Source organism: Streptomyces sp. BK340 (assembly GCF_007827595.1).
Classification (GTDB): domain Bacteria; phylum Actinomycetota; class Actinomycetes; order Streptomycetales; family Streptomycetaceae; genus Streptomyces.
This window is the reverse complement of record NZ_VISR01000025.1, coordinates 138,266-158,511: the sequence shown is the minus strand read 5'-3', so window position 1 is coordinate 158,511 and position 20,246 is coordinate 138,266. Positions and strand designations below refer to the sequence as shown.

The following is a 20,246-nucleotide window of genomic DNA, read 5'->3' as shown; positions in this document are numbered from 1 at the left end:
GGGTCTCGGTCAGCGGCGTCGGTCGTAACCGGCGGGCAGGTGGTGGGTGCCGCGGCCCAGGACGGCCGGGATCCAGGCGAGGTCCTCGTCGGCGACTGCGAGGTGCAGGCCGGGCAGCCGGGCGAGCAGCGTGCCGAGTGCGATCTGGAGTTCGGCGCGGGCCAGGGCGGCGCCGGGGCAGAAGTGGACGCCGTGGCCGAAGGCGAGGTGGGGGTTGGGGCTGCGGCCGAGGTCGAGGGTGTCGGGGGCGGGGAAGCGGCGCGGGTCCCGGTTGGCGGCGCACAGGGAGACGATCACGGAGTCGCCGGCCGGGATCGTGGTGCCGTGCAGGTCGCTGTCCCGGTCGAAGAAGCGCCAGGTGGTCAGCTCGAAGGCGCTGTCGTGGCGCAGGAGTTCCTCGACGGCGCGGGGCAGCAGGTCCGGGGTGTCGCGCAGGCGGGCCAGCTGGTCCGGGTGGCGGAACAGTGCGATCAGGGCGGTGGTGATCTGGTTGGTGACCGGTTCCTGGCCGGCCACCAGAAGCTGGAAGATCATGGAGTCCAGCTCCTCCTGGGACAGTTCACCCCGGTCCCGGGCCACGACGAGCCGGCTGAGCAGGTCGTCGTCCTCGTGTTCCCGCTTGTGGGCCACGATGTCGGCGATGTAGCTCTGCAGGCCGTGCAGCCGGGCCTCGTACGCTGGCCGCCCGGGGTCGGTGGGTCCGACGGGCTGGACGACCTTGCCCCAGTCACGGTCGAAGCGTTCCGCCAACTTCTTCGGGAGACCGATGACTTCGGCGAGGACCTGGAAGGGGAAGGGCGCGGCGAAGCCGCTGACGAGGTCTGCGGGACCGGTCTGGGGCAGCGCGGCCACGAGCGCGTCGGCCAGTTCCTGGAAGCGGGGGCGCAGGCTCTCGATGCGGCGCGGAGCGAAGGCGTCGGTGACGAGGCGCCGCATGCGGGTGTGCTCGGGCGGGTCCTGGTGAAGGAGGTGGACCTGAAGCCGTGAGTGCTGCGGCTCGGGCATGATCGACGCGCGGGCGCGCCAGCGGTCGTTGCCCCGGTCGTGGTTCTTGCCGAGCCGGTCGTCGCCGAGGGCCGAGTGGGCGGCGTCGTAGCCGGTCACCAGCCAGGCGTGTACGCCGCTGGGGAAGAGGACGCGGTGGACCGGGCCGGCTTCGCGCATCTGCTCGTAGAGGGGGTAGGGGTTGCTCTTGTAGGGGCAGCCCATCAGGGGGACCGGGTCGGGCAGTGTCGTCATGGGTGTTCCTCAGAGGGCGAGTTCGGGGCGGTAGTGGTCCAGCCAGAGGGCCAGGTCGACGACGCGTTCCAGGCGCAGTCGGTGCCCCCACTCCAGCCGGTCGGGCGGTGTGTCCAGGCAGGGCTTGAGGAGGGTCTCGTCGGTGAGGGCGCGGACCTGCTCGGCGGCGAGGGCGTCGCGGGCCAGCTGCTGAAGGCCGCGGTTGTAGTCGGGGTGGTGGGTGGCCGGGTAGTGGTTCTTGGGCCGGTGGAGCACCGAGTCGGGGGCGAGGCCGGCTCCCGCTGCACGCAGCAGGCTCTTCTCCCTGCCGTCGTGGCTCTGCAGGGCCCACGGTGTGGTGAAGGCGTACTCGACGAGCCGGTGGTCGCAGTACGGCACCCGCACCTCCAGGCCCTGGGCCATGCTCAACCGGTCCTTGCGGTGCAGGAGTTGGCGCAGCCAGCGGGTCAGGGACAGATGCTGCAGCTCACGCAGGCGGTGCTCGGCGGGGGTCTCGCCGTCGAGGTGGGGTACGGCGGCCAGGGCGGTGCGGTAGGTGTCGTCGCGGAACTCGGCCATGCGCAGGTCGAGTTCGGGGTTGAGCGGCATCGCGGCCTCGTCGCCGGTCACCAGCAGCCAGGGGAAGGTGCCGGCGGCCAGCGCCCTGGGACTGTGGAACCAGGGGTAGCCGCCGAAGACCTCGTCGGCGGCCTCGCCGGACAGGGCGACGGTGGAGTGCTGCCGTATCTCGCCGAACAGCAGATACAGCGAGGTGTCCATGTCGCCGACGCCGATCGGCGAGTCCCGGGCGACGACGACCGCCGTGCGGTGCCCGGGGTCGAGGAGCGCGCGCGGGTCGAGGACGACCGTGCTGTGGTCGGTGCCGATGAAGGCGCCCGCTTCGACGGCGTACGGGGTGTCGTGGCCGGTGCGCAGGACGTCACCGGTGAACTCGACGGCCTGGTCGCTGTAGTCGACCGCGTAGGAGCGGATCCGGGCTTCGGGCCCCTGCCGCGAACGGAGTTCAGCGGCGAGCAGGGCGGTCAGGACGGTGGAGTCGATCCCTCCGGAGAGCAGGCTGCACAGCGGGACGTCGGCCTCCAGCTGGCCGCGTGCTGCGGCGCCGACCAGCTCGTGTATCCGCTCGACGGTCGCGTCCCGGTCGTCGGTGTGGGGCGCGGCCGCCTCCAGCTGCCAGTAGCGGCGCTCACGGATGCCGTCCCGGTCCAGGACGAGCAGCCCGCCCGGCTCGACCTCCCGTACCCCGGACCACACCGTCGGCCCGGTGTTGAACAGCAGGCTGTACGCCTCCCGCAGCCCGTCCGCGTCGACCCGGGGCCGTATCTCCGGGTGGGCGAAGAGCGCCTTCGGCTCGGAGGCGAAGGCCAGGCCGCCGTCGACGGCGGCCCAGTGGAGGGGCTTGACGCCGAGCCGGTCCCGCACCAGCAGCAGCCGCTGCTCACGCTCGTCCCACACGGCGAGCGCGAACATGCCCTCCAGGTGCTCGGCCACCGCCTCGCCCCATTCGGCGTAGGCGCGCAGCACCACCTCGGTGTCACTGCGGGTGCGGAAGACATGTCCTCTGCGGCGCAACTCGCCGCGCAGCTGGTGGTGGTTGTAGACCTCCCCGCTGTAACTCAGCACGATCGTCGGCTCGTCGGGCCGGTCGGTCATCGGCTGTACGCCGCCTTCGAGGTCGATCACGGCCAGTCGCCGGTGGCCGATCGCGGCCCGCTCACCGAGCCATACGCCTCCGGCGTCCGGGCCGCGCGGGGCGAGGGTGGCGGTCATGGCCTCGATGACCGGGGTCTGCGTGCGGGCGTCGCTGTGGAAGGACACCCAGCCGGTGATTCCGCACATGGGGACGGCTCCTGGGTCAGGGGGATGTGGGGCGGTGGTCTTCTCGGGGAGGGCGGCGGGGTGCCGGCCAGGCCGGGTGAGCGTGAGTCGGCTCCTGGTCAGGGAGGGGTGGGGGCGGGGGCGGGGGCGGGGGCCGACCGGACAGGGCGAGCACGGGTCGGCTCCCGGGTGTCAGGGGGCGGCCGGGGGCGGTCTTCTCGGGGGCGGTGACGGGGCGTCGGCCGGGCATGGCGAACACGGTCGGCTCCTGGGGCAGGCGATGCGGGGCGGTCTTCTCGGGGGGCGGTGACGGGATGCGGGCCGGGCGGGGCGAGCGTCGGAGCAGCCCCTGGTCAGGGAGATGCCGGGTCGGTGTTCCTCCTCAGGGACGTTGGCCGGGGATCAGCCGGACAGGGCCGGCGCAGATCGACTCCCGGGGGCGGGAGGAGACCGGGGGCGGTCTTTCGGGGACGGTGACGGGATGCAGGCCGGGCGGGGCGAGCGTCGGAGCAGCCCCTGGTCAGGGAGATACCGGGTCGGTGTTCCTCCTCAGGGACGTTGGCCGGGGACCGGCATGGCGGGGCGAGCGCCGGTCGGCTCCCGGGACAGGTGGAGACCGGGTCGGTGGGCTTCTCGGGGAGAGCGGCAGGACGCCGGCCCGGGGCGAGTGAGCATGCGGACTGGACTCCTCCTGGTCAGGGGGAAACGGAGTCGGCGGACTTCTCGGAGAGGGGGGTGGGCCGCCGGCCGGGCCGGGCGAGCAGCGGTACGGCGAGGCAGGCGGCGACGGCGGCCAGATACAGCCCGGCCCGGGCACCGGCCAGGGTCCAGGCGGTGGTGGCCAGCGCGGGGCCGAGCGTGAAGCCGAGACTGCGGGCGAGCTGCACCGTGGACCCGACGGTGGCCGTCCGGTCCGGTGGGGCGGCGCCCATGACCAGGGCCTGGGCCGGTCCGCCGTTCAGGCCCATGCCGAGGCCGGCGAGCGCCAGCCGCCAGGCCACGTCCAGCAGCGACCAACCGTCGCCCAGCGGCACGCACAACAGGAGGCCGGACGCGGTGAGCACGGCTCCGGTCACGGCGACCGGACGGGCACCGTACCGATCCGCCAGGCGCCCGCCGAGCGGTCCGGCCAGGCCCATGGCGAGCGGGAAGGCGAGGACCGTGAGGCCGGTGGCCGTGGCGCTGGCACCGTCCTCGCGCTGAAGGTGCAGGGCGACGACATAGTGCAGGGCGGCGAAGCCGGTCGCGAGGGCCAGCACGGCGCCGTGCGGCCGCAGCAGCGCCGAGGCCCGCAGCACGTCGGCCACCGGGCGGCCGCCCGGGCCGCGCAGCCACCGCCACACCGGCGGTAGGGCGGCGAGCGCGAGCAGCAGCCACGCCGGGGTGTCCGTGTCCGCAGCCAGGGTCAGCGCCAGCAGCAGCACGGCCACGCCGCCCGCGACCAGGAGCGCGTCCGCCGACTCGCGTCGGCCGGGCAGGCGCAGCCGTCCCTCGCGCGGCAGCGCGCGCCACGCCACCACCAGTGCGAGCGCGCAGAACGGGAGCTTCACCAGGAACACGGAGTGCCAGCCGAAGTGGTCCAGCAGCAGACCGCCCACGGCCGGTCCGGTGACCGCGCCCAGCGGGCCCAGGGTCGCGGGCACGCTCATGGCCCGGCCACGTGCCTCGGGCCGTACGGATCGGATCGCGAGGACCGGCATCAGGACGAACAGCGCGGCGGCGAAGGCACCCTGGGCGAGCCGGGCGGCGATCAGCCAGACCGCCCAGGGTGCGAGGGCCGCGAGCGCACTGCACAGGGCGAAGCCCGCGGTGGCGGACAGCACGGCCGGGCGCAGGCTCACCCCGTCCAGCCATCGTCCTGCGGGCAACAGCAGTGCCACCACGGGGAGCTGGTAGCCGAGTACGGCCCACTGGGCGGTCGCCGAGGACACCCGCAGGCCGTCGGCGATGTCCGCGAGGGCCACGTTGACGATGTTCATGTCGAGCATCGCCACGAACGACAGCAGGCCCGCCAGCCCAACCAGCGGCCAGTGGTCGGCACCGCCGGGTATGTCACCGGGTTGTTCCGAGCCGGGCCCCTCGTGTGTCACCCTGCCGCCCCTCACCCTTCGCACGTGGACCGCCGGTCGGCGGCCCCGTCCCACAAGTCGGGGCGAACGGCCTCGGAGTTCCCGGCGCGGTGGTCGAAGGCGATCAGCGGGTCGCCGGTGAGGGGGTGGTCGACGACGGCCGCCCGTACGCCGAACACCTCGGCCATCAGCGCCGGGGTAAGGACCTCGCGCGGCGGCCCCGAGGCGACCACGGTTCCGGCGTGCAGCACATGCAGCCGGTCGCACACGGAGGCGGCCGCGTTGAGGTCGTGCAGCGACACCAGGGTCGTACGGCGCCGGGCACGCAGCAGGGCGAGCAGTTCGACCTGGTGCCGGACGTCGAGATGGTTGGTCGGCTCGTCCAGGACCAGCACGTCCGGGTCCTGGGCGAACGCGCGGGCCAGCAGGACCCGTTGGCGCTCGCCGCCGGACAGGGCCGTGAACCGGCGTCCGGCGTGCTCCGCCATGCCGACGTCGACGAGTGCCCGCAGGACGATGTCCCGGTCGGCGGCGTCCTCCCCGGCGAAGGCACGCTTGTAGGGCGTACGGCCCATGGCCACGACCTCGCGCACGCTCAGCTCGAAGTCGCTGCCGCGCTCCTGCGGGAGGGCCGCGATGTGCCGGGCCGACTCGACGGGGGTCAGCTCGCGCAGGTCGGTGCCGGCCAGCAGCACGCGTCCCGCGGCGGGTCGCAGGTGCCGGTAGACGGTGCGCAGGAGCGTCGATTTGCCACTGCCGTTCGGGCCGACCAGGCCGGTGATCTCGCCCTGGCCGGCGATGAGCCGGGCACCCGCCACGACCGTGCGCCCGGCGTAGGCGACGTGCAGGTCCTCGATGTCGATCCTCAACTGCCGCTCCCGAGGCGCCGGTCCAGCAGGTACAGGAGCGCGGGGGCTCCGAGCAGCGACGTCACCACGCCGACCGGCAGCTCCTGCGTGTCCATGGCCGTCCGGCAGACGATGTCGACCACGACCAGCAGCAGGGCACCGCACAGCGCGGAGACGGGCAGCAGGCGCCGGTGGTCGCCGCCGACGAGCAGGCGGCACACGTGCGGCACCATCAGCGCGACGAAGGCGATCGCACCGGAGACCGCGACCAGGACACCGGTCAGCACGCTGGTCACCGTGAACAGCTCGCGGCGCAGGCGGCCGACGTCGATACCGAGTCCGGCGGCCGTCTCGTCGCCCATCAGCAGGGCGTTCAGCCCGCGGGCGCGGGCCTGCAGCCACAGCAGGGCGATCGGCACAGTCACGGCGGGCACGGCGAGCAGTTGCCAACTCGCTCCGCCGAGGCTGCCCATGAGCCAGAACAGGACGCTGTGCGTCTGCTGCTCGTCCCCGGCCCGCAACACCAGGTAGCTGGTGAAGCCGGACAGGAACTGGCCGACGGCCACGCCGGCCAGCACCAGTCTGAGCGGTGCGAAGCCGCCGCCGCGCCGGGCCACCGCCCAGACCAGGGCGAAGGTGGCCAGCGCTCCGGCGAAGGCCGCGCCGGACAGACCGAGGCCCAGCGCTCCGCCCGCACCGAGTCCGAGCACGAGGGCGGCGACCGCGCCGAGCGAGGCGCCGTTGGAGATGCCCAGCAGGTACGGGTCGGCCAGCGGGTTGCGCACCAGGGCCTGCACCGCCGTACCGACGAGACCGAGGCCGGCGCCGACGAGTGTCGCCAACAGGGCGCGTGGGAAGCGTAGTTGCCACACGATGAGGTCGTCGGTGCCCGGTCGCGGCGCGTCACCGGACAGCCGGCGCCACACCACGTTCCACACCTCGCCCGGCGCGATGGAGGTCGAGCCCCAGGCGACGGCCGCGGTCAGCGCGGCGAGCAGCGCCGCGCCGAGGACCAGGGCGAGCGACACCACGGGAAGAGTCCGCGTCTGCGTCCGCGGACGGCGGGACGCGGTCGGCGTGGACAGCACCGTCAACGGACCTTCCCGGGGTGAAGGGCCCGGGCGATCGCCTCGACCGTGTCGGCGTTCTCCACCCCGGCGATGGTGGTCCGCTCGGAGCCGACGCGCACGAAGTGGCCCTCCTGCACCGCCTTCAGCCCCTTGGTGGCCGGGTTGGACCTCAGCCAGTTCTCCGCCTCCTCGAAGGCCTTCTCGTCGGCCGCGTCGCTGCCCCGGTCGCGCACCCCGAGCTGGATCCAGTCCGGGTTCCTGGAGATCACGTCCTCCCAGCCGACCTGCTTGAAGTCGCCGTCGCAGTCGGCGAAGACGTTGCGGGCGCCGGCCAGGGTGATCACCGCGTTGGCGATCTGGCGGTTGCAGGTGACGGTGGGCTGCTTGGTGCCGGCGTCGTAGTCGAAGAAGAAGTACGTCGGCCGAGCGCTCTCCGGCCTGCCGCCGGCGGCCTTCCGGACGGCGGCCACCTTCTGCCGCATCCCGGCGACGAGTTCCTCGGCCCTGGCACTCGTGCCGGTGACCGCGCCGAGGGAGGTGATGTCGGCCTCGACCGCCGACAGGTCGGTGACCGGGGTCCTGCTCCCGGCGGCGCAGGCCGTGGACTTCAGGTGGATGTGCTTGATCCCGGCCGCCCGGAACTCCTCCTCGGTCGGCGCGTCCCCCATGCCCCCGCCGCCCATGCCGCCCATGGAGGCGAAGGTGTCCAGGTACAGATCGGCGCCGGATCCGAGGAGCTTCTCCTTGGGTATGACGCTCTCACTGAGAACCTCGACCTTCCGCGCCCTCGCGTCGAGATCGCGCGGCAGGCTGCCCTTGCCGGGCGGGAAGCCGGTGCCGATCACGCGGTCCCCCGCGCCGAGGCGGAGCAGCAGCTCCAGGGCGGAGGCGTTGCTGGTGACGATCCTCTTCGGTGCGGCGGAGAATGTCGTCCTGGCGCCCGTGCAGTCGGTGACCGACACCGGATAGCCGCCGGAGACGGCCTTGCCCGCGCTCTCGTCCGCCGCTTCCTTCCCCCCGCCACAGCCCGCCGTCAGCAGGCCGCCGAGCACGAGGGCCGCGGTACCGCCCCACACACGCACACGCATCGAATGTCTCCAGGTCCACTTGGTACTCGGGCGAACGTCCGTCGCCCGGTCCAGTAGTCGGGGCGGACATGCCTGGAGTTCCCGCCCGGTCGACACCGCCGAAGCCGAGGGTGCCGGCAGAGACCGGCACCCTCACGGCGGACTCAGACCGCCACGACGGCGGGCGCGTCGCCCCCCACTGCCTCGGGGGCGTGGGAGCTGCCCCGATCGTCCAGCAGATCGATCAGCGTGGCGCGGGCCCGCGCCACGCGGGAGCGCACGGTGCCCACCGGACAGCCGCTCGCCGCGGCCGCCTCCGCGTACGGCAGACCGGCCAACTGGGTGAGGACGAACGCCTCGCGGCGCTCGTCCGGCAGGGCGGCCAGCAGATCCAGCAGGGCGATGCCCTCGTCGAAGCCGGGCAGGTCGCGCGGCTGGGCCCGTTCCACGGCCGTCTGCCAGTCCGGGACGTCGGACAGCCGGGGCCGGGCGGCCGCGTACCGGTAGCTGTCGATGACGGCGCGGCGGGCGATGGACAGCAGCCAGGCGCGGGCCGAGGAACGGCCCTCGAAGCGGTGCAGGCTGCCGAGCGCCCGCAGGAAGGTGTCCTGCGCCAGGTCGTCCACGGCCTGGGGGTCGGCGCACAGATGGGCGACGTAGCGCAGGACGTCGCGGTGCAACGCACGCACGAAACGCTCCACGGCACGGGGGTCGCCGCCCCGGGCCGCAAGGGCCCACGCGGTGATCGACTCGTCGGTCGACACCGTTTTGCCGCCGACGGCGCTGTCTTCGGGCGAGGTGGGCAGGGCAGGAGTGATCACCTGGTGTCCTTCTCGGGTCATCCGGGATCCGGGCCGCGGGCACGATCGGGTGCCGGGGGTCCGGTGAGAGGGGAATGGGCCCTACGGGCGCTCACGCGGGGGTACGGCGTGGCGCGGGCGTACGGCCGAGGCCCGAGGCGCACGGGGCGGCCTCGGGAAACCGGCTGTCGTCAGGCGACAGCGACCCCGGCGGGCGGACCCCGCGAGATGATCGAGTGGACGAGGAGAAGCAGCCGCGGCGCACGCCGCGAGCGACGCCGGCGGACGCGCGGCCGCGGCCGGACCGGTGTGTCGGGCAGGGCGAGCAGCAGCCGCAGCGGTGCCGCGAGCCGCGCGGCCGCGGCCCGCAGGATGCGGAACGCGGCCTGCTCGCCGTACGCCAGCCACAGACCGCACAGCAGGGCGGCGAAGAGGTGGGCGGCGAGCATTCCGAAGGACGACGAGCCGTCGCCCATGGTGTGGCCCATGTGCGCCAGGTGATCCGTGCCGCTCATGTCCATGTGTCCCATGGAGCCCATGTCCATGGAGTCCATCGGCATCGACGGCATGGGCGCGGAGGCCGACTGGGCGAACGAGAATGCCTCGTGCAGCGCCGCCTGGGCGGCGACCACGACAGTCACGATCAGCGGGACCCCGCGCTCACGGCCCGCCAGGGACCAGCCTGCGGCACCGGTGACGGCCAGGCCTGCGGCCAGTGCCCACCCGGGCACGTGCTGACCCGACATCATGACGTGGCCCAGGGCGGCGAGCAGCACACAGACGGCCGCGAACACCGCGGCCCGTACCGTGCGAGAACACCACCCTGCTGTCATGGCGTCTCATCCTCGCATCTGGCTGTCCGTCATCATCCGTCGGTACGGAATTTCCCCCGCCGTGTCACTCAACCGGCGTGATGTGATCCAGAACACCTCATATGGCGGGAACGGGTGACGCGTTCGATCCGACATCCGAGGGGAGGCCGGGACCGCCGTCAGCCGGGGCGGATCACCACCGCGAGCGCCTCGACGGCCCCGCCGTGCTCGAAGTGCAGCGTGAACGGCACGAGGTCACCGGTGCGCCACCCGGCCCCGGCCCGCAGGTTCACGTCCAGGCCGTGCGGCGACATGGACACGGTGCGGCCCGCGGGGACGACCGCCGAGTCGGTGTCGGTCTTGGTCGCGGCTCCTGAGCCGGTGCTGCGATGCCGGCTGAGAGTGATCCGGCCGCCGGTTCGGGAGGACGTGACCTCGACCAGCCGGTCGTCTGCGCCGCCGGCGTTGGAGAGGTCGAAGAAGGCGGCCGTCTCCTTCGTGTCGCCGTACGGCAGGAGGACCCGCGCCTTCGAAACGGTGACGCGGGCCGGGCTGCCCGCCTTCCCGGCGCCGACCCACGTGGTCAGGCCGCCGAGGGCCAGGCTGCACGCCGTGACGGGTGCGAGGGCCGCGAGGAGGGTGTCGGTCAGCCGGCGCCGGGTGGGACGCCACGGGCTCTGCTCGGTCATCGGGTACGCCTCCCGGCAGAGGACGGCTGCCAGGTACGCAGCCGAAGGCTGTTGCCCACCACCAGCAGCGAACTGACCGACATCGCCGCCGCGGCGACCATCGGGGTGAGCAGGCCCACGAGGGCGAGCGGCACCGTCACGAGGTTGTATCCGAACGCCCAGGCGAGGTTGGCCCGAATGGTGCCCAGGGTGCGGCGAGCCAGGCGGACCGCGTCCGCGAGGACCTCGATGTCCCCGCGCACCAGGGTCACGTCGGCCGCCCCGATGGCGGCATCAGTGCCGCCGCCCATGGCGATGCCCAGGTCGGCGGCGGCCAGCGCGGCCGCGTCGTTCACACCGTCCCCGATGACGGCGACCCGATGGCCCCGCTGCTGGAGGTCTCGTACGAGGGACGCCTTGTCCTCGGGTGTGCAGCGGGCGTGCACCTCCTCGATGCCCAGCTCCGTGGCGACGGCCCGCGCGGGTGCCTCGCGGTCGCCGGTGGCGAGCACCGGCCGTACGCCGAGGCGCCGCAACCGGTCCACCGCCCGGTAGGCCCCGGGCCGTACGACGTCACCGACCTCGATCAGCGCCTCGGCGATCCCGTCCACGCGGACCAGGACCGGCGTGTGTGCGGCGGCCTCTGCCACCGGCAGCGCCTCGGCCAGCGTCGTGGGCAAGTGGTCGTCGGGGGCCAGGACTTCGACCAGCCGCCCCTCGACCCGTCCGTACACGCCCCGGCCGGCCTCCGCCCGGAAGCCGCTCACTGCCGGAAGCGAGCCGGGGGTGTGAGCGGTGACGGCCCTGCCGAGTGGATGCTCCGAGCCCTGTTCGACCGCGGCGGCCAGCCGCAGCGCCGCGTCCCTTCCGAGCCCGCCGGGTACGGCGGTGACCCTGGCGACGCTCATCCGGCCGGAGGTGAGGGTGCCGGTCTTGTCCAGGACGACCGTGTCGATGTGCCGCAGCCCCTCCAGGGCCTGCGGGCCGCTGACCAGGACACCCAGCTGGGCCCCTCGGCCGGTGGCCGCCATCAGCGCGGTCGGGGTCGCCAGGCCCAGCGCACACGGGCACGCCACCACCAGGACGGCCACCGCGGCCGTGACGGCGGCCTGCGGATCGGCGCCCGCACCGAGCCAGAACCCGAGCGACGTGACGGCCAGCGCGAGCACGACCGGCACGAAGACACCGGCGACCGAGTCGGCCAGCCGCTGCGCCCGCGCCTTGCCCGCCTGCGCCTCCGTCACCAGCTCGGTGATCCGGGCGAGTCGGGTGTCGGCGCCGACCGCCGTGGCCCGTACGAGCAGCAGTCCGCCGGTGTTGAGGGACCCGCCGGTCACCGCGGAGCCCGGCCCGGCCTCGACGGGCGCGCTCTCTCCGGTGACCAGGGACAGATCCACCGCGGAACCGCCCTCCACCACCTGACCGTCGGTGGCGACCCGCTCTCCTGGCCGCACCACGAAGACCTGCCCGACCGTCAGCTCCTCGATGGGCAGCAGCCGTTCCGTGCCGTTCTCGCGCACCGCCACCTCCTTGGCGACGAGTTCCGCGAGCGACCGCAGCGCGGACCCGGTCCCACGCCGGGCCCTTGCTTCCAGGAAGCGGCCCGCCAGCACGAACAGCGGTACGCCGGCGGCCGCTTCGAGGTAGAGATGCGCGGCACCGCTCGATGCGGAGGGCAGCAGGGTGAACGGCATCCGCATGCCGGGATCCCCGGCGCCGCCGAGGAACAGCGCGTACGCCGACCAGGTGAAGGAGGCCAGCGCCCCCAGGGAGACGAGGGTGTCCATGGTGGCCGCCGAGTGCCGCAGCCCGCGCACCGCCAGCTCGTGGAAGGGCCAGGCCCCCCACACGGCCACCGGGGCGGCCAGCACGAAGCACAGCCACTGCCAGTTGCGGAACTGCAGGCCGGGCACCATCGACAGGACGAGAACGGGCAGCGCGAGCAGCGCGGTGACCAGGAGCCTGTCACGCTCCTGCCGTGCCTCCTGACGTGCTTCCTCTTCCGGGCCCGCTCCTCCCCCACGCTCGCGCAGCCGCTTCTCGGGACGCTGCGGGATCTCTGCCGTGTACCCGGCCTGCTCGACGGCCGTGACGAGTTCCTCGGGGCTGATCCGCGCCGGGTGGCTCACGCGAGCCCGCCCGGTCGCCAGGTTGACGACCGCCGTGACCCCGTCGAGTCGGCCGAGCTTCTTCTCTACGCGCTTCACACAGGCCGCGCAGGTCATCCCGCCCACTGCCAGGTCGGTGGTCGTCAGGCCGGCGGTCGCCGGGTCGGTGGTCGCCGGGTCGACGGTTGCCGGGTCGGTGGTCGTCAGGTCCGCGACCGCGGGTTCCGCGCCCATCAGTGGCTTCCCCCGTGCATCCGCCCCATGTCGCCGCCGTCGTCGATGCCTGCGCCGGCACCGCCGCGAGGGCCGGTGCCGGTGCCGGGGCCGTGCATGCCGGGGGCGACGGGTCCGGCCGCGGCGCCGACGGCGTACGACAGCGCGAACAGCAGGGCCAGCAACAGAAGGAATCCGCAGAGGGCGGGCGGGGGCACCGCTGTGCGCAGCACCACGCCCGCACCGGAGGGGGACTGACGGGACTCGTCCATCAAGCGCGTCTCCAGATCACGTCGTACGGCATCACCTGGTCGGAGCCGTAGCGCTTCAGGAGTCGGGCCGGAGAGGCGCCGAGTTCCGCAGCCCAGGTATGGCACGCGTCACGCGGACGGCGACCGTGCGCCGCCGAGCCGCCTGCTCTGCGGGCCGGGCCGTCCTAGGTCCTGTCGTCAAATTCCCGTCGTCGCCCGAAGGGCGGCCTCGCGGCGTCTGGTGCGTGCTCTCGGCGTGCCGGGCGGAAGTCCTCGTACTGGACGTACTTGGGCTTTCGCCCGGTGCGGCGAGAGTGCGTGCCAGGCGTCGTGGGGCAGACGGGAATTTGACGACAGGGCCTAGAGACCCGCCATGCTGTTCTCGGCGTCCCGGTCGCCGGTCGCCTCGCTCTCCAGCACCCGGGTGAAGTCCGGTCCGGGCACAGTGGCCAGCCGCGGCAGCAGACTGGTCCAGAACTCCACCATGCGGTCCTTCGGCAGCCAGTCCCGGTCCCCGCTGCCGAGGACCTCGAAGCCGACCGTCGCCGCCACCACGGCCCCGGCCACGCACTCGGGCGAGAGGTCGTCCGTCAGTTCTCCCGCCGCCTGCGCCTGGCCGATCACGTCGCGCACCCAGCCGTGCCACGAGTCCACCACCGCGGTCCCGCCGTCGCGTGCGGGGTCTCCGCTGAGCGCCAGCCCGGCCCGCATGACCGGATCGGCCGCTAACGCGACCACCAGTTGGCGGATCGCGGACACGAGTGCCCCCAGCGCGCTGCCACCTGTGGCCCGGCAGTGCGCGGTCATCTCCTCCACCGTGCGCGCCGCCGCGCACTCGATCTCGCTCGCGAGAGCGTCCTTGCTCGGGAAGTGGAAGTGCAGCGCGCCGGCGCTCACCCCGGCCCGCCTGCTGATCGCAGGCAGGGACGCGCGCGCGTATCCGTCGTGGGCAAAGGCTTCCGCCGCCGCGCGGACGAGGGCCTGCCGTGTGCGAACCGCCCGTACCTGCTTGACCATGACGCCCTCCTCTAATAACCGCATGTTCAGTATGTTTATGTGGGTGCGGCACGGCAAGGCCTGACGGGCCGCCAGACCGAAAACACCGGGGACCAGGCAGATTCCTGAGTCGGAGTGACCTGACACTCCGTCGGCCACGAAGCAAACCGCGTGCTTGGTTTGGCCTACGGAAGCGAGAAGGCCGGATGAAGGACGTGACTTCGCTCCCGTGGTGCACAAGGAAGTCCGCCGCCCTCGACGGGCGGCGGACTTGCGGCGGACGTGTCCGCCCGCGCGCTCAGGACACCGACGGACGCAGCAGCACGGGCAGCGACCGGAATCCGTTGAGCATGAAGGTCGGCAGCGGGGCCAACTCCTCGGGGGCGCAGGCCAGCTGCACGTCAGGGAACAGGTCGAACAGCTTGGCGAGAGCGGAGGCGGCCTCGATCTCCCCGAGCGGTGCGCCGAGGCAGCGGTGGGTTCCGTGGCCGAAGCCGAGGATGTCCCGGTCGCCGCCGCGCAACAGGTCGAAGCGGTCCGCGTCCGGGCCGTGCCGGTCGGTCTCGTGGCCGCCGGCCGCGAAGCTGACGAGGATGCAGTCGCCCTTGCTGATCCGCACCCCGTCGAGGTCGATGTCCTCGACCGCGAACCGCATCGGTGCATAGGCACCGGGCGTGTGCACCCGCATGGTCTCGGAGACCACGTCCGCCCAGGTCGCCCGGCCCGCGCGCAGATGCGCCAGCTGCTCGGGGTGGGTCAGCAGCGCGCCGGCCGCGTTGGTGATGAGGGTGGCGGTGGTGTCCTGTCCCGCCGCGATGAACATGAAGAGGGAGCCGAGCAGTTCGTCCTCGGTGAGCCGGTCCCCCTGGTCCCGGGCCGCGATCAGGGAGCTGGTCAGGTCGTCACCGGGCCGCTCCCGCTTGGCCTTGACCAGTGCGGCGAGCCGCCCGAAGGCCTCCAGCCGGGCTGCCTCCATCTCCTGGCCGCTGACGGTGGAGCTGAACACCGTGCTCAACGCCGCGGACAGCGCGTCCGTCTCGGCACCCTGCGGCACGCCGAACAGCTCGCAGATGACCCGCAGCGGCAGCACTTCCGCGTACGCGGTGCGCAGGTCGACCGGGGTGCCGGCCGGGAGGGCCGCCAGTGCGCCGAGCAGTTCGGCCGACAGCTCCTGCACCCGGGGGCGCAGTGCCTCGGAGCGTCGCGCGGTGAACGCGCCGGCGACGAGCCGGCGCAGCCTGGTGTGGTGCTCCCCGTAGGCGAACAGCATGTTCTCGTTCGCCACCCATGGGTAGAGGGGCCACTCCTGCGTTATCTTCCCCTCGATGAACGGCGGCCAGTGCAGGCGGGCGCTGCGGGAGACGCGCGGGTCGGTCAGCAGCTGCTCCACGTACCTCTGCCGGACGACGGCCCAGGCGAGCACGCCTCCGGGCAGCTCCACCCGGACCGCGGGGCCCTGGGCGCGCAGCATCGCGGCCTCCCCCAGATGGTCCTGGCCGGTGAGGTCGAGGGCGTAAGGGCAGGCGGTCTCTTCCATCGATGTGCTCCCTGGGTCGGTTCTGCATCACGTGGTGGCGTTGCGACGTGCCCATGGCAGCGATGTCCGCTTCCCCGGCTCCGAGCGGTGCCGGTGTCCGTGGTCCGCGGAGAGACCTCGTTCAGCCGACGGCCGGCGCCTCCTGTGGTTCCGCGCTCAGCTCCATGGCCTCTTCGTAGACGCGTCGGCCCCGGTCGAGCGACATGTCCAGGCGCACCAGCACCGCGGGGACCGCGATGCTGGTCATCAGGTGCCGGTAGAGGTCGACCACGCGTTCCATCAGGTCGGCATGGTTGTTCATGATCTTGGACAGCACCTGTGCCCCGGTGAACGCGGCCACGAAGGCCTTCGCCGCGGCGTCCACGTCGACCTGGGGCAGCACCTCCCCGTTCGCCTTCGCCCGTTCGAGCAGTGCGGCGTTGTAGTCGACCCAGGAGGCCATCGGCACCCGCCGGTCCAGCCCGTCGTGCGGTGACCCCTGGTCCACGGTGAGGCGGATGCTGCCACGCACCATGGGGTCGCCCGAGCCCAGCAGATGAGCGAGGAGGAAACCGGCGTCCAGTCCCTCCTGGAGCACCAGCTCCCGCGGCGGCGATTCCGGCACCGACTTCAACTGGTCGGTCAGGACCGCCTGGGCGAGCTGTTCCTTGGAGGAGAAGTGGAAGTAGAGGGCGCCCTTGGTGACGTTCGCCCGCTGGAGGATCTCCGAGATGGTCGCCGCCTCGTAGCCGACGTCGGCGAACACGTCGGCGGCTGCCACCAGGATGTTGCGCCTCGTCCTGATCGCTCGTTCCTGCAGGGCCACGGCACATCCTCCGCACTGGCTTCACGGACCGGTCGGCCACAAAAAGAAACCGACAGGTACGTATCCTGCCACCTCGGAAGATGGCCTTTCAACCATGTGAATGCGCCCCTCCTCACCAGGTACGCGGGAACTTGCCGAGCCGTCGCTGACCGCCACAATAAAACCTGTCGCCCGGTATCTCAACGTTCCCGCAGCATCTGCCGGTTCAGGGAAGTCCGCCGGACGGGACCGGAGTTGAGCATGGCGCCTACTTCTGAGGCCGGGGAGTGTCCCCAAGGCACCGAAGTTCGGCCACCGTTGGCAGAAATTTGGCTTGATAAGCAAACCGGGAGGTCCGTATCTTCTGACTCTGCGCATCCACACCCTTCCGGTTCAGCGACGACGGGAGAGGGCCATGACCCTTCTGACACCCCAGGTACATCTCCCCTCTTTGCCGGAGATCGAGCACTTCGACACGGATCAGGCACTTGGTCCGGACACGTTCCGGACCGACGGTCCGCATGCCGGACCCGCCGGAGTGTTCTCCGGCACCGTGTCCGGCGAGCTGGCCCGGCTCCTCTTCGACGGCGACGACCGGGAGCACATCCATGGGATGTGGCGCGACCTCATCTCGAAGGACACGTTCCGCCACCGTCCCGGCCTCGGACCCGCCGAGCGCGCCGCCCTCTCCTACGAGTGGCTGCGGCTGGTGAACGACACGGCCGGAGGGGCCGAGCCGCTCGCGGACGACCCGCAACTGCTGGCGGGGCTGCACGAGTGGGCGGCGATCGTGGACGGCGGCGGGGGCCTGTGCACGGTGGCGAGCATCCACTACAACCTCTTCCTCGGCAGTCTGCTCGATCACGAGGGCGCCGGGCGCCGGGACCTGTCCGACTTCGCGACCCTGCGGCGCACCGGCACGTTCCTGTGCACCGAGCTGGACCACGGCAACGACGCCTCGGCCCTGGCGACCACCGCCGAACTGGACCCGGCCACCGGCGGATTCGTGCTGAACACCCCCCACGTCGGCGCACAGAAGTTCATGCCCAACACCAGCATGACCGGCGGGCCCAAGAGTGCCGTGGTGGCCGCCCGCCTCATCGTCGAGGGCCGGGACGAGGGTGTCTTCCTGTTCCTGACCCCGCTGAGCGACGAGCACGGCCTGCTGCCGGGAGTGCGGGTCCGCAGGCTGCCCCTGCGCACCGGTGCCCCGGTGGACCACTGCCTGACCGCTTTCGACCGGGTGCTGCTGCCACGTGACGCCCTGCTGGAGTCCGAGCACGGCCGTCTGGACGCCGACGGCCGCTTCCACAGCAGCCTCGGCAACCGGCGCAAGCGGTTCCTGCAGTCCATCGGCCGGGTCACGATGGGCAAGCTGTGCATGAGCGGCGCCGCCGTCGGCGCGACCCGGGCCGCGCTCGCCATAGCCGTCCGCTACGGCGACCAGCGGCAGGTCAGCGGGCCCCGCGCGGGCGAGCGCATCCCGGTCAACGCCCACCGCTCGCACCACGGGCGGCTGTTGAAGGGCCTGGCCTCGGCCTACGCCATGACCTTCCTGCACCGCTCGGTGCTCGCCCGTTGGGCCGCCGTGCACGCCGGCCACGACGCCGGGCAGCAGGCGGAGACCGAGCGGCTGGTCGCGATCGCCAAGAGCTGGATCACCTGGCAGGCACGGGACATCACCGTCGAGTGCCGGGAACGCTGCGGCGCGCAGGGCCTGTTCGCCGCCAACGGCCTGTCCGAGTTCCCCCAGTACGTCGAGGGCACGATCACCGCCGAGGGCGACAACCTGGTGATCTGGGTGAAGGCCGCCGCCGAGATGCTCTTCGAGCACCAGCCGCCGCGAGAGGCGCCCGAACACCCCGGTGGGGTGGAGCGGTTGACGGATCCCCGGCACCTGCGCGGGCTGCTGGCCCGGGCCGAGGCCGGCTGGCAGGACCGGGCCCGGGCCGCGCTGCGCCAGGGGCCCTCCGGGGATCCGGTCGAGCGCTGGAACGGCGCTTCCTCCGCCGCCCTGGAGATGGTCTCGGTGCACGCCCGGCTGCGGGCGGCCGACGCCTTCCTGGACGCGGTCGCCCGGGCGGCGGACCCCGAGGCCCGCGATCTGCTGGAGCGGCTCTGCGTGTTGTTCCTGCTGCAGCAGCTCCGCGAGCACACCGGGGACCTGCTGGCCGACGGCCATCTGTCCGCCGAGCAGGTACGCGCCCTGCCCCAGCTGCTGGACGACGCGGTGCGCGGCCTCGCCCCGCACATGACGGAGCTGGTCGAGGGCTTCGACCTGCCGGCCGCCTACCTGGAGGGAATCCCGCTGGCCAACTCGGGCCACATCTCCCTCGCCGACTATGCGACGGCGGCCGAGTAGCCGGCCGCGCACCCCGCGGGAAGCGGCACGCCCAGGAGATGCGGCCGGGGCGATCCGCGCCCGGTGCTCAGCGGGGCGTGAGAGCCTGGATCAGGGCTGTGCGAAGCCGTCGATCCAGGCTTGGAGGCGTTCGCCCTGGCCGGCCATCAGTCCGGGGTCGCGCAGGGTGTTGGTGAGCACCGACATGCCCTGGTAGGCGGCGACCAGTTCGACGGCGAGGGCGCGGGCGTCGGGTCGGCCCAGTGCGGTGAACTGGCCCTCGATCCAGTCGAGCAGGGTCCGCATGACCTGGGCGGCGGCCAGGTCCAGGCCGTCGTCGCGCTTGTCCAGTTCGGTGGCCAGGGTGCCGAACGGGCAGCCGAAGCGGGCCGCCGTCTCGCGCTCCTCGACCCAGCCGGCCACCAGGGCCTTGAGACGGGTGGCCGGGTCGGGAAGTTCCTCGAGTCGGGCCGTGAGCCGGGTGAGCCGGTCGCAATGGGCCTCCACCGCGGCCTCGACCAGCTGGTCCTTGGTCTTGAAGTAGTAGTAGACGTTGCCGAGGGGCACGTCGGCGACCCGGGCGATGTCCCCGAGGGTGGTCTTCTCCACGCCCTGCTGGTGGAAGACCTGGACGGCCGCTTCGACCAGGCGTTCACGCTTGCCGCCCCGCCGGGAGCCGGCGGATCCGGCCGCCGTACCAGATTTTGAGTCAGTCACCTGACTAAGAATAGACAGCACGGGACGGACCGGCTAGCGTAGCGACTTAGTTAGTCAACTAACTCAGTCGAGGAGCTGTCATGATCGTCGTAACGGGTGGTACGGGGAACGTCGGGCGGGCCCTGGTCGCGAAGCTGGCCGCGAAAGGGGCGGCCGTGACCGCGGTGGCCCGGCACATCACCCCCGAGGACGTCCCGGCCGGGGTGCGGGCCGTGGCCGCCGACCTCGGGCAGCCGGCCGGTCTCGGTCCCGCGCTGGAGGGCGCGACGGCACTGTTCCTGCTCGTCGCCGGGGACGATCCGGAAGGGATCCTGAAGCAGGCGGCTGCCGCCGGTGTCACCAAGGTGGTCCTGGTGTCCTCGCAGGGCGTGGGCACCCGGCCGCACAGCTACGCGCACGCCGCCGGCTTCGAGGCGGCCCTGGCCCGATCCGGACTCGCCTTCACCGTGCTGCGCCCGGGCGGGCTGGCCTCGAACGCGTTCGCCTGGGCCGAGCCCGTCCGGCACCACCGCACCGCGGCGGCACCCTTCGCCGACGTGGCGCTGCCGTTCGTCGACCCTGACGACGTGGCCGCGGTCGCCGCCGCGGTCCTGCTCGGGGGCGGGCACGAGGGCATGACGTACACCCTGACGGGTCCCGAGGCCACCACACCCCGGCAGCGGGCCGCCGCCCTCGCGCAGGCCATCGCCGAACCGGTCACCTTCGTGGAACAGAGCCGCGAGGAAGCCCGCGCGCAGATGGCGCGGTTCATGCCGAGCGCCGTGGTGGAGGGAACCCTGTCCGTCCTCGGCGAGCCGACCCCGCAGGAGCAGGCGGTCAGCGGGGACGTCGAGCGGATCCTGGGGCGCCCCGCGACCCCCTTCGCGGCATGGGCGGCGCGCAACGCCGCGGCGTTCCGCTGAGACTCG

The 20,246-nt window shown here is 72.8% G+C and carries 17 protein-coding genes; 2 read left to right on the top strand and 15 right to left on the bottom strand.

Annotated elements, in window-relative coordinates:
• Nucleotides 1–9 precede the first annotated feature (9 nt).
• The 14 genes from FB157_RS34480 to FB157_RS34410 all read right to left on the bottom strand — a co-directional run bounded on the left by FB157_RS34480 (nucleotide 10) and on the right by FB157_RS34410 (nucleotide 16,301).
• Nucleotides 10–1,239: a cytochrome P450 gene (locus tag FB157_RS34480; protein ID WP_145884606.1), complete on the bottom strand. Its 1,230-nt coding sequence runs from the start codon at nucleotides 1,237–1,239 to the stop codon at nucleotides 10–12.
• A 9-nt stretch (nucleotides 1,240–1,248) separates the two neighbouring features.
• Nucleotides 1,249–3,078 carry an asparagine synthase (glutamine-hydrolyzing) gene (asnB, locus tag FB157_RS34475; RefSeq protein ID WP_145884605.1) on the bottom strand — a complete coding sequence of 610 codons (1,830 nt, stop codon included), beginning with the start codon at nucleotides 3,076–3,078 and terminating at the stop codon, nucleotides 1,249–1,251.
• A 674-nt stretch (nucleotides 3,079–3,752) separates the two neighbouring features.
• Nucleotides 3,753–5,147 (bottom strand): MFS transporter, encoded by a 1,395-nt coding sequence (locus FB157_RS34470; protein ID WP_261386719.1) that lies wholly within the window; start codon nucleotides 5,145–5,147, stop codon nucleotides 3,753–3,755.
• Between the two features lie 11 nt (nucleotides 5,148–5,158).
• Nucleotides 5,159–5,995, bottom strand: coding sequence for an ABC transporter ATP-binding protein (locus tag FB157_RS34465; RefSeq protein ID WP_145884604.1), 837 nt, complete (start codon nucleotides 5,993–5,995; stop codon nucleotides 5,159–5,161).
• Nucleotides 5,992–7,062 (bottom strand): iron ABC transporter permease, encoded by a 1,071-nt coding sequence (locus FB157_RS34460; RefSeq protein WP_145884629.1) that lies wholly within the window; start codon nucleotides 7,060–7,062, stop codon nucleotides 5,992–5,994. Before FB157_RS34460 ends, FB157_RS34465 begins: the two co-directional genes overlap by 4 nt.
• Nucleotides 7,063–7,064: 2 nt before the next feature.
• Entirely contained in the window at nucleotides 7,065–8,132 is a 1,068-nt protein-coding gene (locus FB157_RS34455) for an ABC transporter substrate-binding protein (RefSeq protein ID WP_145884603.1), read from the bottom strand.
• 143 nt (nucleotides 8,133–8,275) lie between these two features.
• On the bottom strand, nucleotides 8,276–8,932 hold the full coding sequence (locus tag FB157_RS34450) for a sigma-70 family RNA polymerase sigma factor (RefSeq protein ID WP_145884602.1): 657 nt from the start codon (nucleotides 8,930–8,932) through the stop codon (nucleotides 8,276–8,278).
• A 170-nt stretch (nucleotides 8,933–9,102) separates the two neighbouring features.
• The gene (locus FB157_RS34445) at nucleotides 9,103–9,744 is read right to left on the bottom strand and encodes a hypothetical protein (protein ID WP_145884601.1); all 642 of its coding nucleotides are present in this window, start codon (nucleotides 9,742–9,744) and stop codon (nucleotides 9,103–9,105) included.
• 158 nt (nucleotides 9,745–9,902) lie between these two features.
• Complete coding sequence (locus FB157_RS34440; RefSeq protein WP_145884600.1) at nucleotides 9,903–10,412, bottom strand: copper chaperone PCu(A)C; 510 nt, start codon at nucleotides 10,410–10,412, stop codon at nucleotides 9,903–9,905.
• Nucleotides 10,409–12,616, bottom strand: a complete 2,208-nt coding sequence (locus FB157_RS34435) for a cation-translocating P-type ATPase (RefSeq protein ID WP_261386722.1) — start codon at nucleotides 12,614–12,616, stop codon at nucleotides 10,409–10,411. Before FB157_RS34435 ends, FB157_RS34440 begins: the two co-directional genes overlap by 4 nt.
• Nucleotides 12,617–12,732: 116 nt before the next feature.
• Entirely contained in the window at nucleotides 12,733–12,984 is a 252-nt protein-coding gene (locus FB157_RS34430) for a hypothetical protein (protein WP_145884598.1), read from the bottom strand.
• Between the two features lie 339 nt (nucleotides 12,985–13,323).
• Nucleotides 13,324–13,980, bottom strand: coding sequence for a ScbR family autoregulator-binding transcription factor (locus tag FB157_RS34420; protein ID WP_145884597.1), 657 nt, complete (start codon nucleotides 13,978–13,980; stop codon nucleotides 13,324–13,326).
• Nucleotides 13,981–14,257: 277 nt separating this feature from the next.
• Nucleotides 14,258–15,496, bottom strand: coding sequence for a cytochrome P450 (locus tag FB157_RS34415; protein ID WP_145884596.1), 1,239 nt, complete (start codon nucleotides 15,494–15,496; stop codon nucleotides 14,258–14,260).
• Nucleotides 15,497–15,617: 121 nt separating this feature from the next.
• Entirely contained in the window at nucleotides 15,618–16,301 is a 684-nt protein-coding gene (locus FB157_RS34410; protein WP_145884595.1) for a ScbR family autoregulator-binding transcription factor, read from the bottom strand.
• Between the two features lie 394 nt (nucleotides 16,302–16,695).
• On the opposite strand from FB157_RS34410, the gene FB157_RS34405 reads away from it, so the two are divergent.
• Nucleotides 16,696–18,642 carry an acyl-CoA dehydrogenase gene (locus FB157_RS34405; protein WP_145884594.1) on the top strand — a complete coding sequence of 649 codons (1,947 nt, stop codon included), beginning with the start codon at nucleotides 16,696–16,698 and terminating at the stop codon, nucleotides 18,640–18,642.
• A gap of 90 nt (nucleotides 18,643–18,732) precedes the next feature.
• Here FB157_RS34405 and FB157_RS34400 read toward each other — a convergent pair whose 3' ends face one another.
• Nucleotides 18,733–19,338 carry a TetR/AcrR family transcriptional regulator gene (locus tag FB157_RS34400; protein WP_145884593.1) on the bottom strand — a complete coding sequence of 202 codons (606 nt, stop codon included), beginning with the start codon at nucleotides 19,336–19,338 and terminating at the stop codon, nucleotides 18,733–18,735.
• An 80-nt stretch (nucleotides 19,339–19,418) separates the two neighbouring features.
• On the opposite strand from FB157_RS34400, the gene FB157_RS34395 reads away from it, so the two are divergent.
• Nucleotides 19,419–20,240: an SDR family oxidoreductase gene (locus FB157_RS34395; protein WP_145884592.1), complete on the top strand. Its 822-nt coding sequence runs from the start codon at nucleotides 19,419–19,421 to the stop codon at nucleotides 20,238–20,240.
• Nucleotides 20,241–20,246 lie beyond the last annotated feature (6 nt).

Bases quoted from the DNA above. Each gene is read 5' to 3' on its own strand.
- FB157_RS34480 (WP_145884606.1), bottom strand. From the start codon at position 1,239: ATGACGACACTGCCCGACCCGGTCCCCCTGATGGGCTGCCCCTACAAG.
- asnB (WP_145884605.1), bottom strand. From the start codon at position 3,078: ATGTGCGGAATCACCGGCTGGGTGTCCTTCCACAGCGACGCCCGCACG.
- FB157_RS34455 (WP_145884603.1), bottom strand. From the start codon at position 8,132: ATGCGTGTGCGTGTGTGGGGCGGTACCGCGGCCCTCGTGCTCGGCGGC.
- FB157_RS34445 (WP_145884601.1), bottom strand. From the start codon at position 9,744: ATGACAGCAGGGTGGTGTTCTCGCACGGTACGGGCCGCGGTGTTCGCG.
- FB157_RS34440 (WP_145884600.1), bottom strand. From the start codon at position 10,412: ATGACCGAGCAGAGCCCGTGGCGTCCCACCCGGCGCCGGCTGACCGAC.
- FB157_RS34435 (WP_261386722.1), bottom strand. From the start codon at position 12,616: ATGACCTGCGCGGCCTGTGTGAAGCGCGTAGAGAAGAAGCTCGGCCGA.
- FB157_RS34430 (WP_145884598.1), bottom strand. From the start codon at position 12,984: ATGGACGAGTCCCGTCAGTCCCCCTCCGGTGCGGGCGTGGTGCTGCGC.
- FB157_RS34420 (WP_145884597.1), bottom strand. From the start codon at position 13,980: ATGGTCAAGCAGGTACGGGCGGTTCGCACACGGCAGGCCCTCGTCCGC.
- FB157_RS34415 (WP_145884596.1), bottom strand. From the start codon at position 15,496: ATGGAAGAGACCGCCTGCCCTTACGCCCTCGACCTCACCGGCCAGGAC.
- FB157_RS34405 (WP_145884594.1), top strand. From the start codon at position 16,696: ATGACCCTTCTGACACCCCAGGTACATCTCCCCTCTTTGCCGGAGATC.
- FB157_RS34395 (WP_145884592.1), top strand. From the start codon at position 19,419: ATGATCGTCGTAACGGGTGGTACGGGGAACGTCGGGCGGGCCCTGGTC.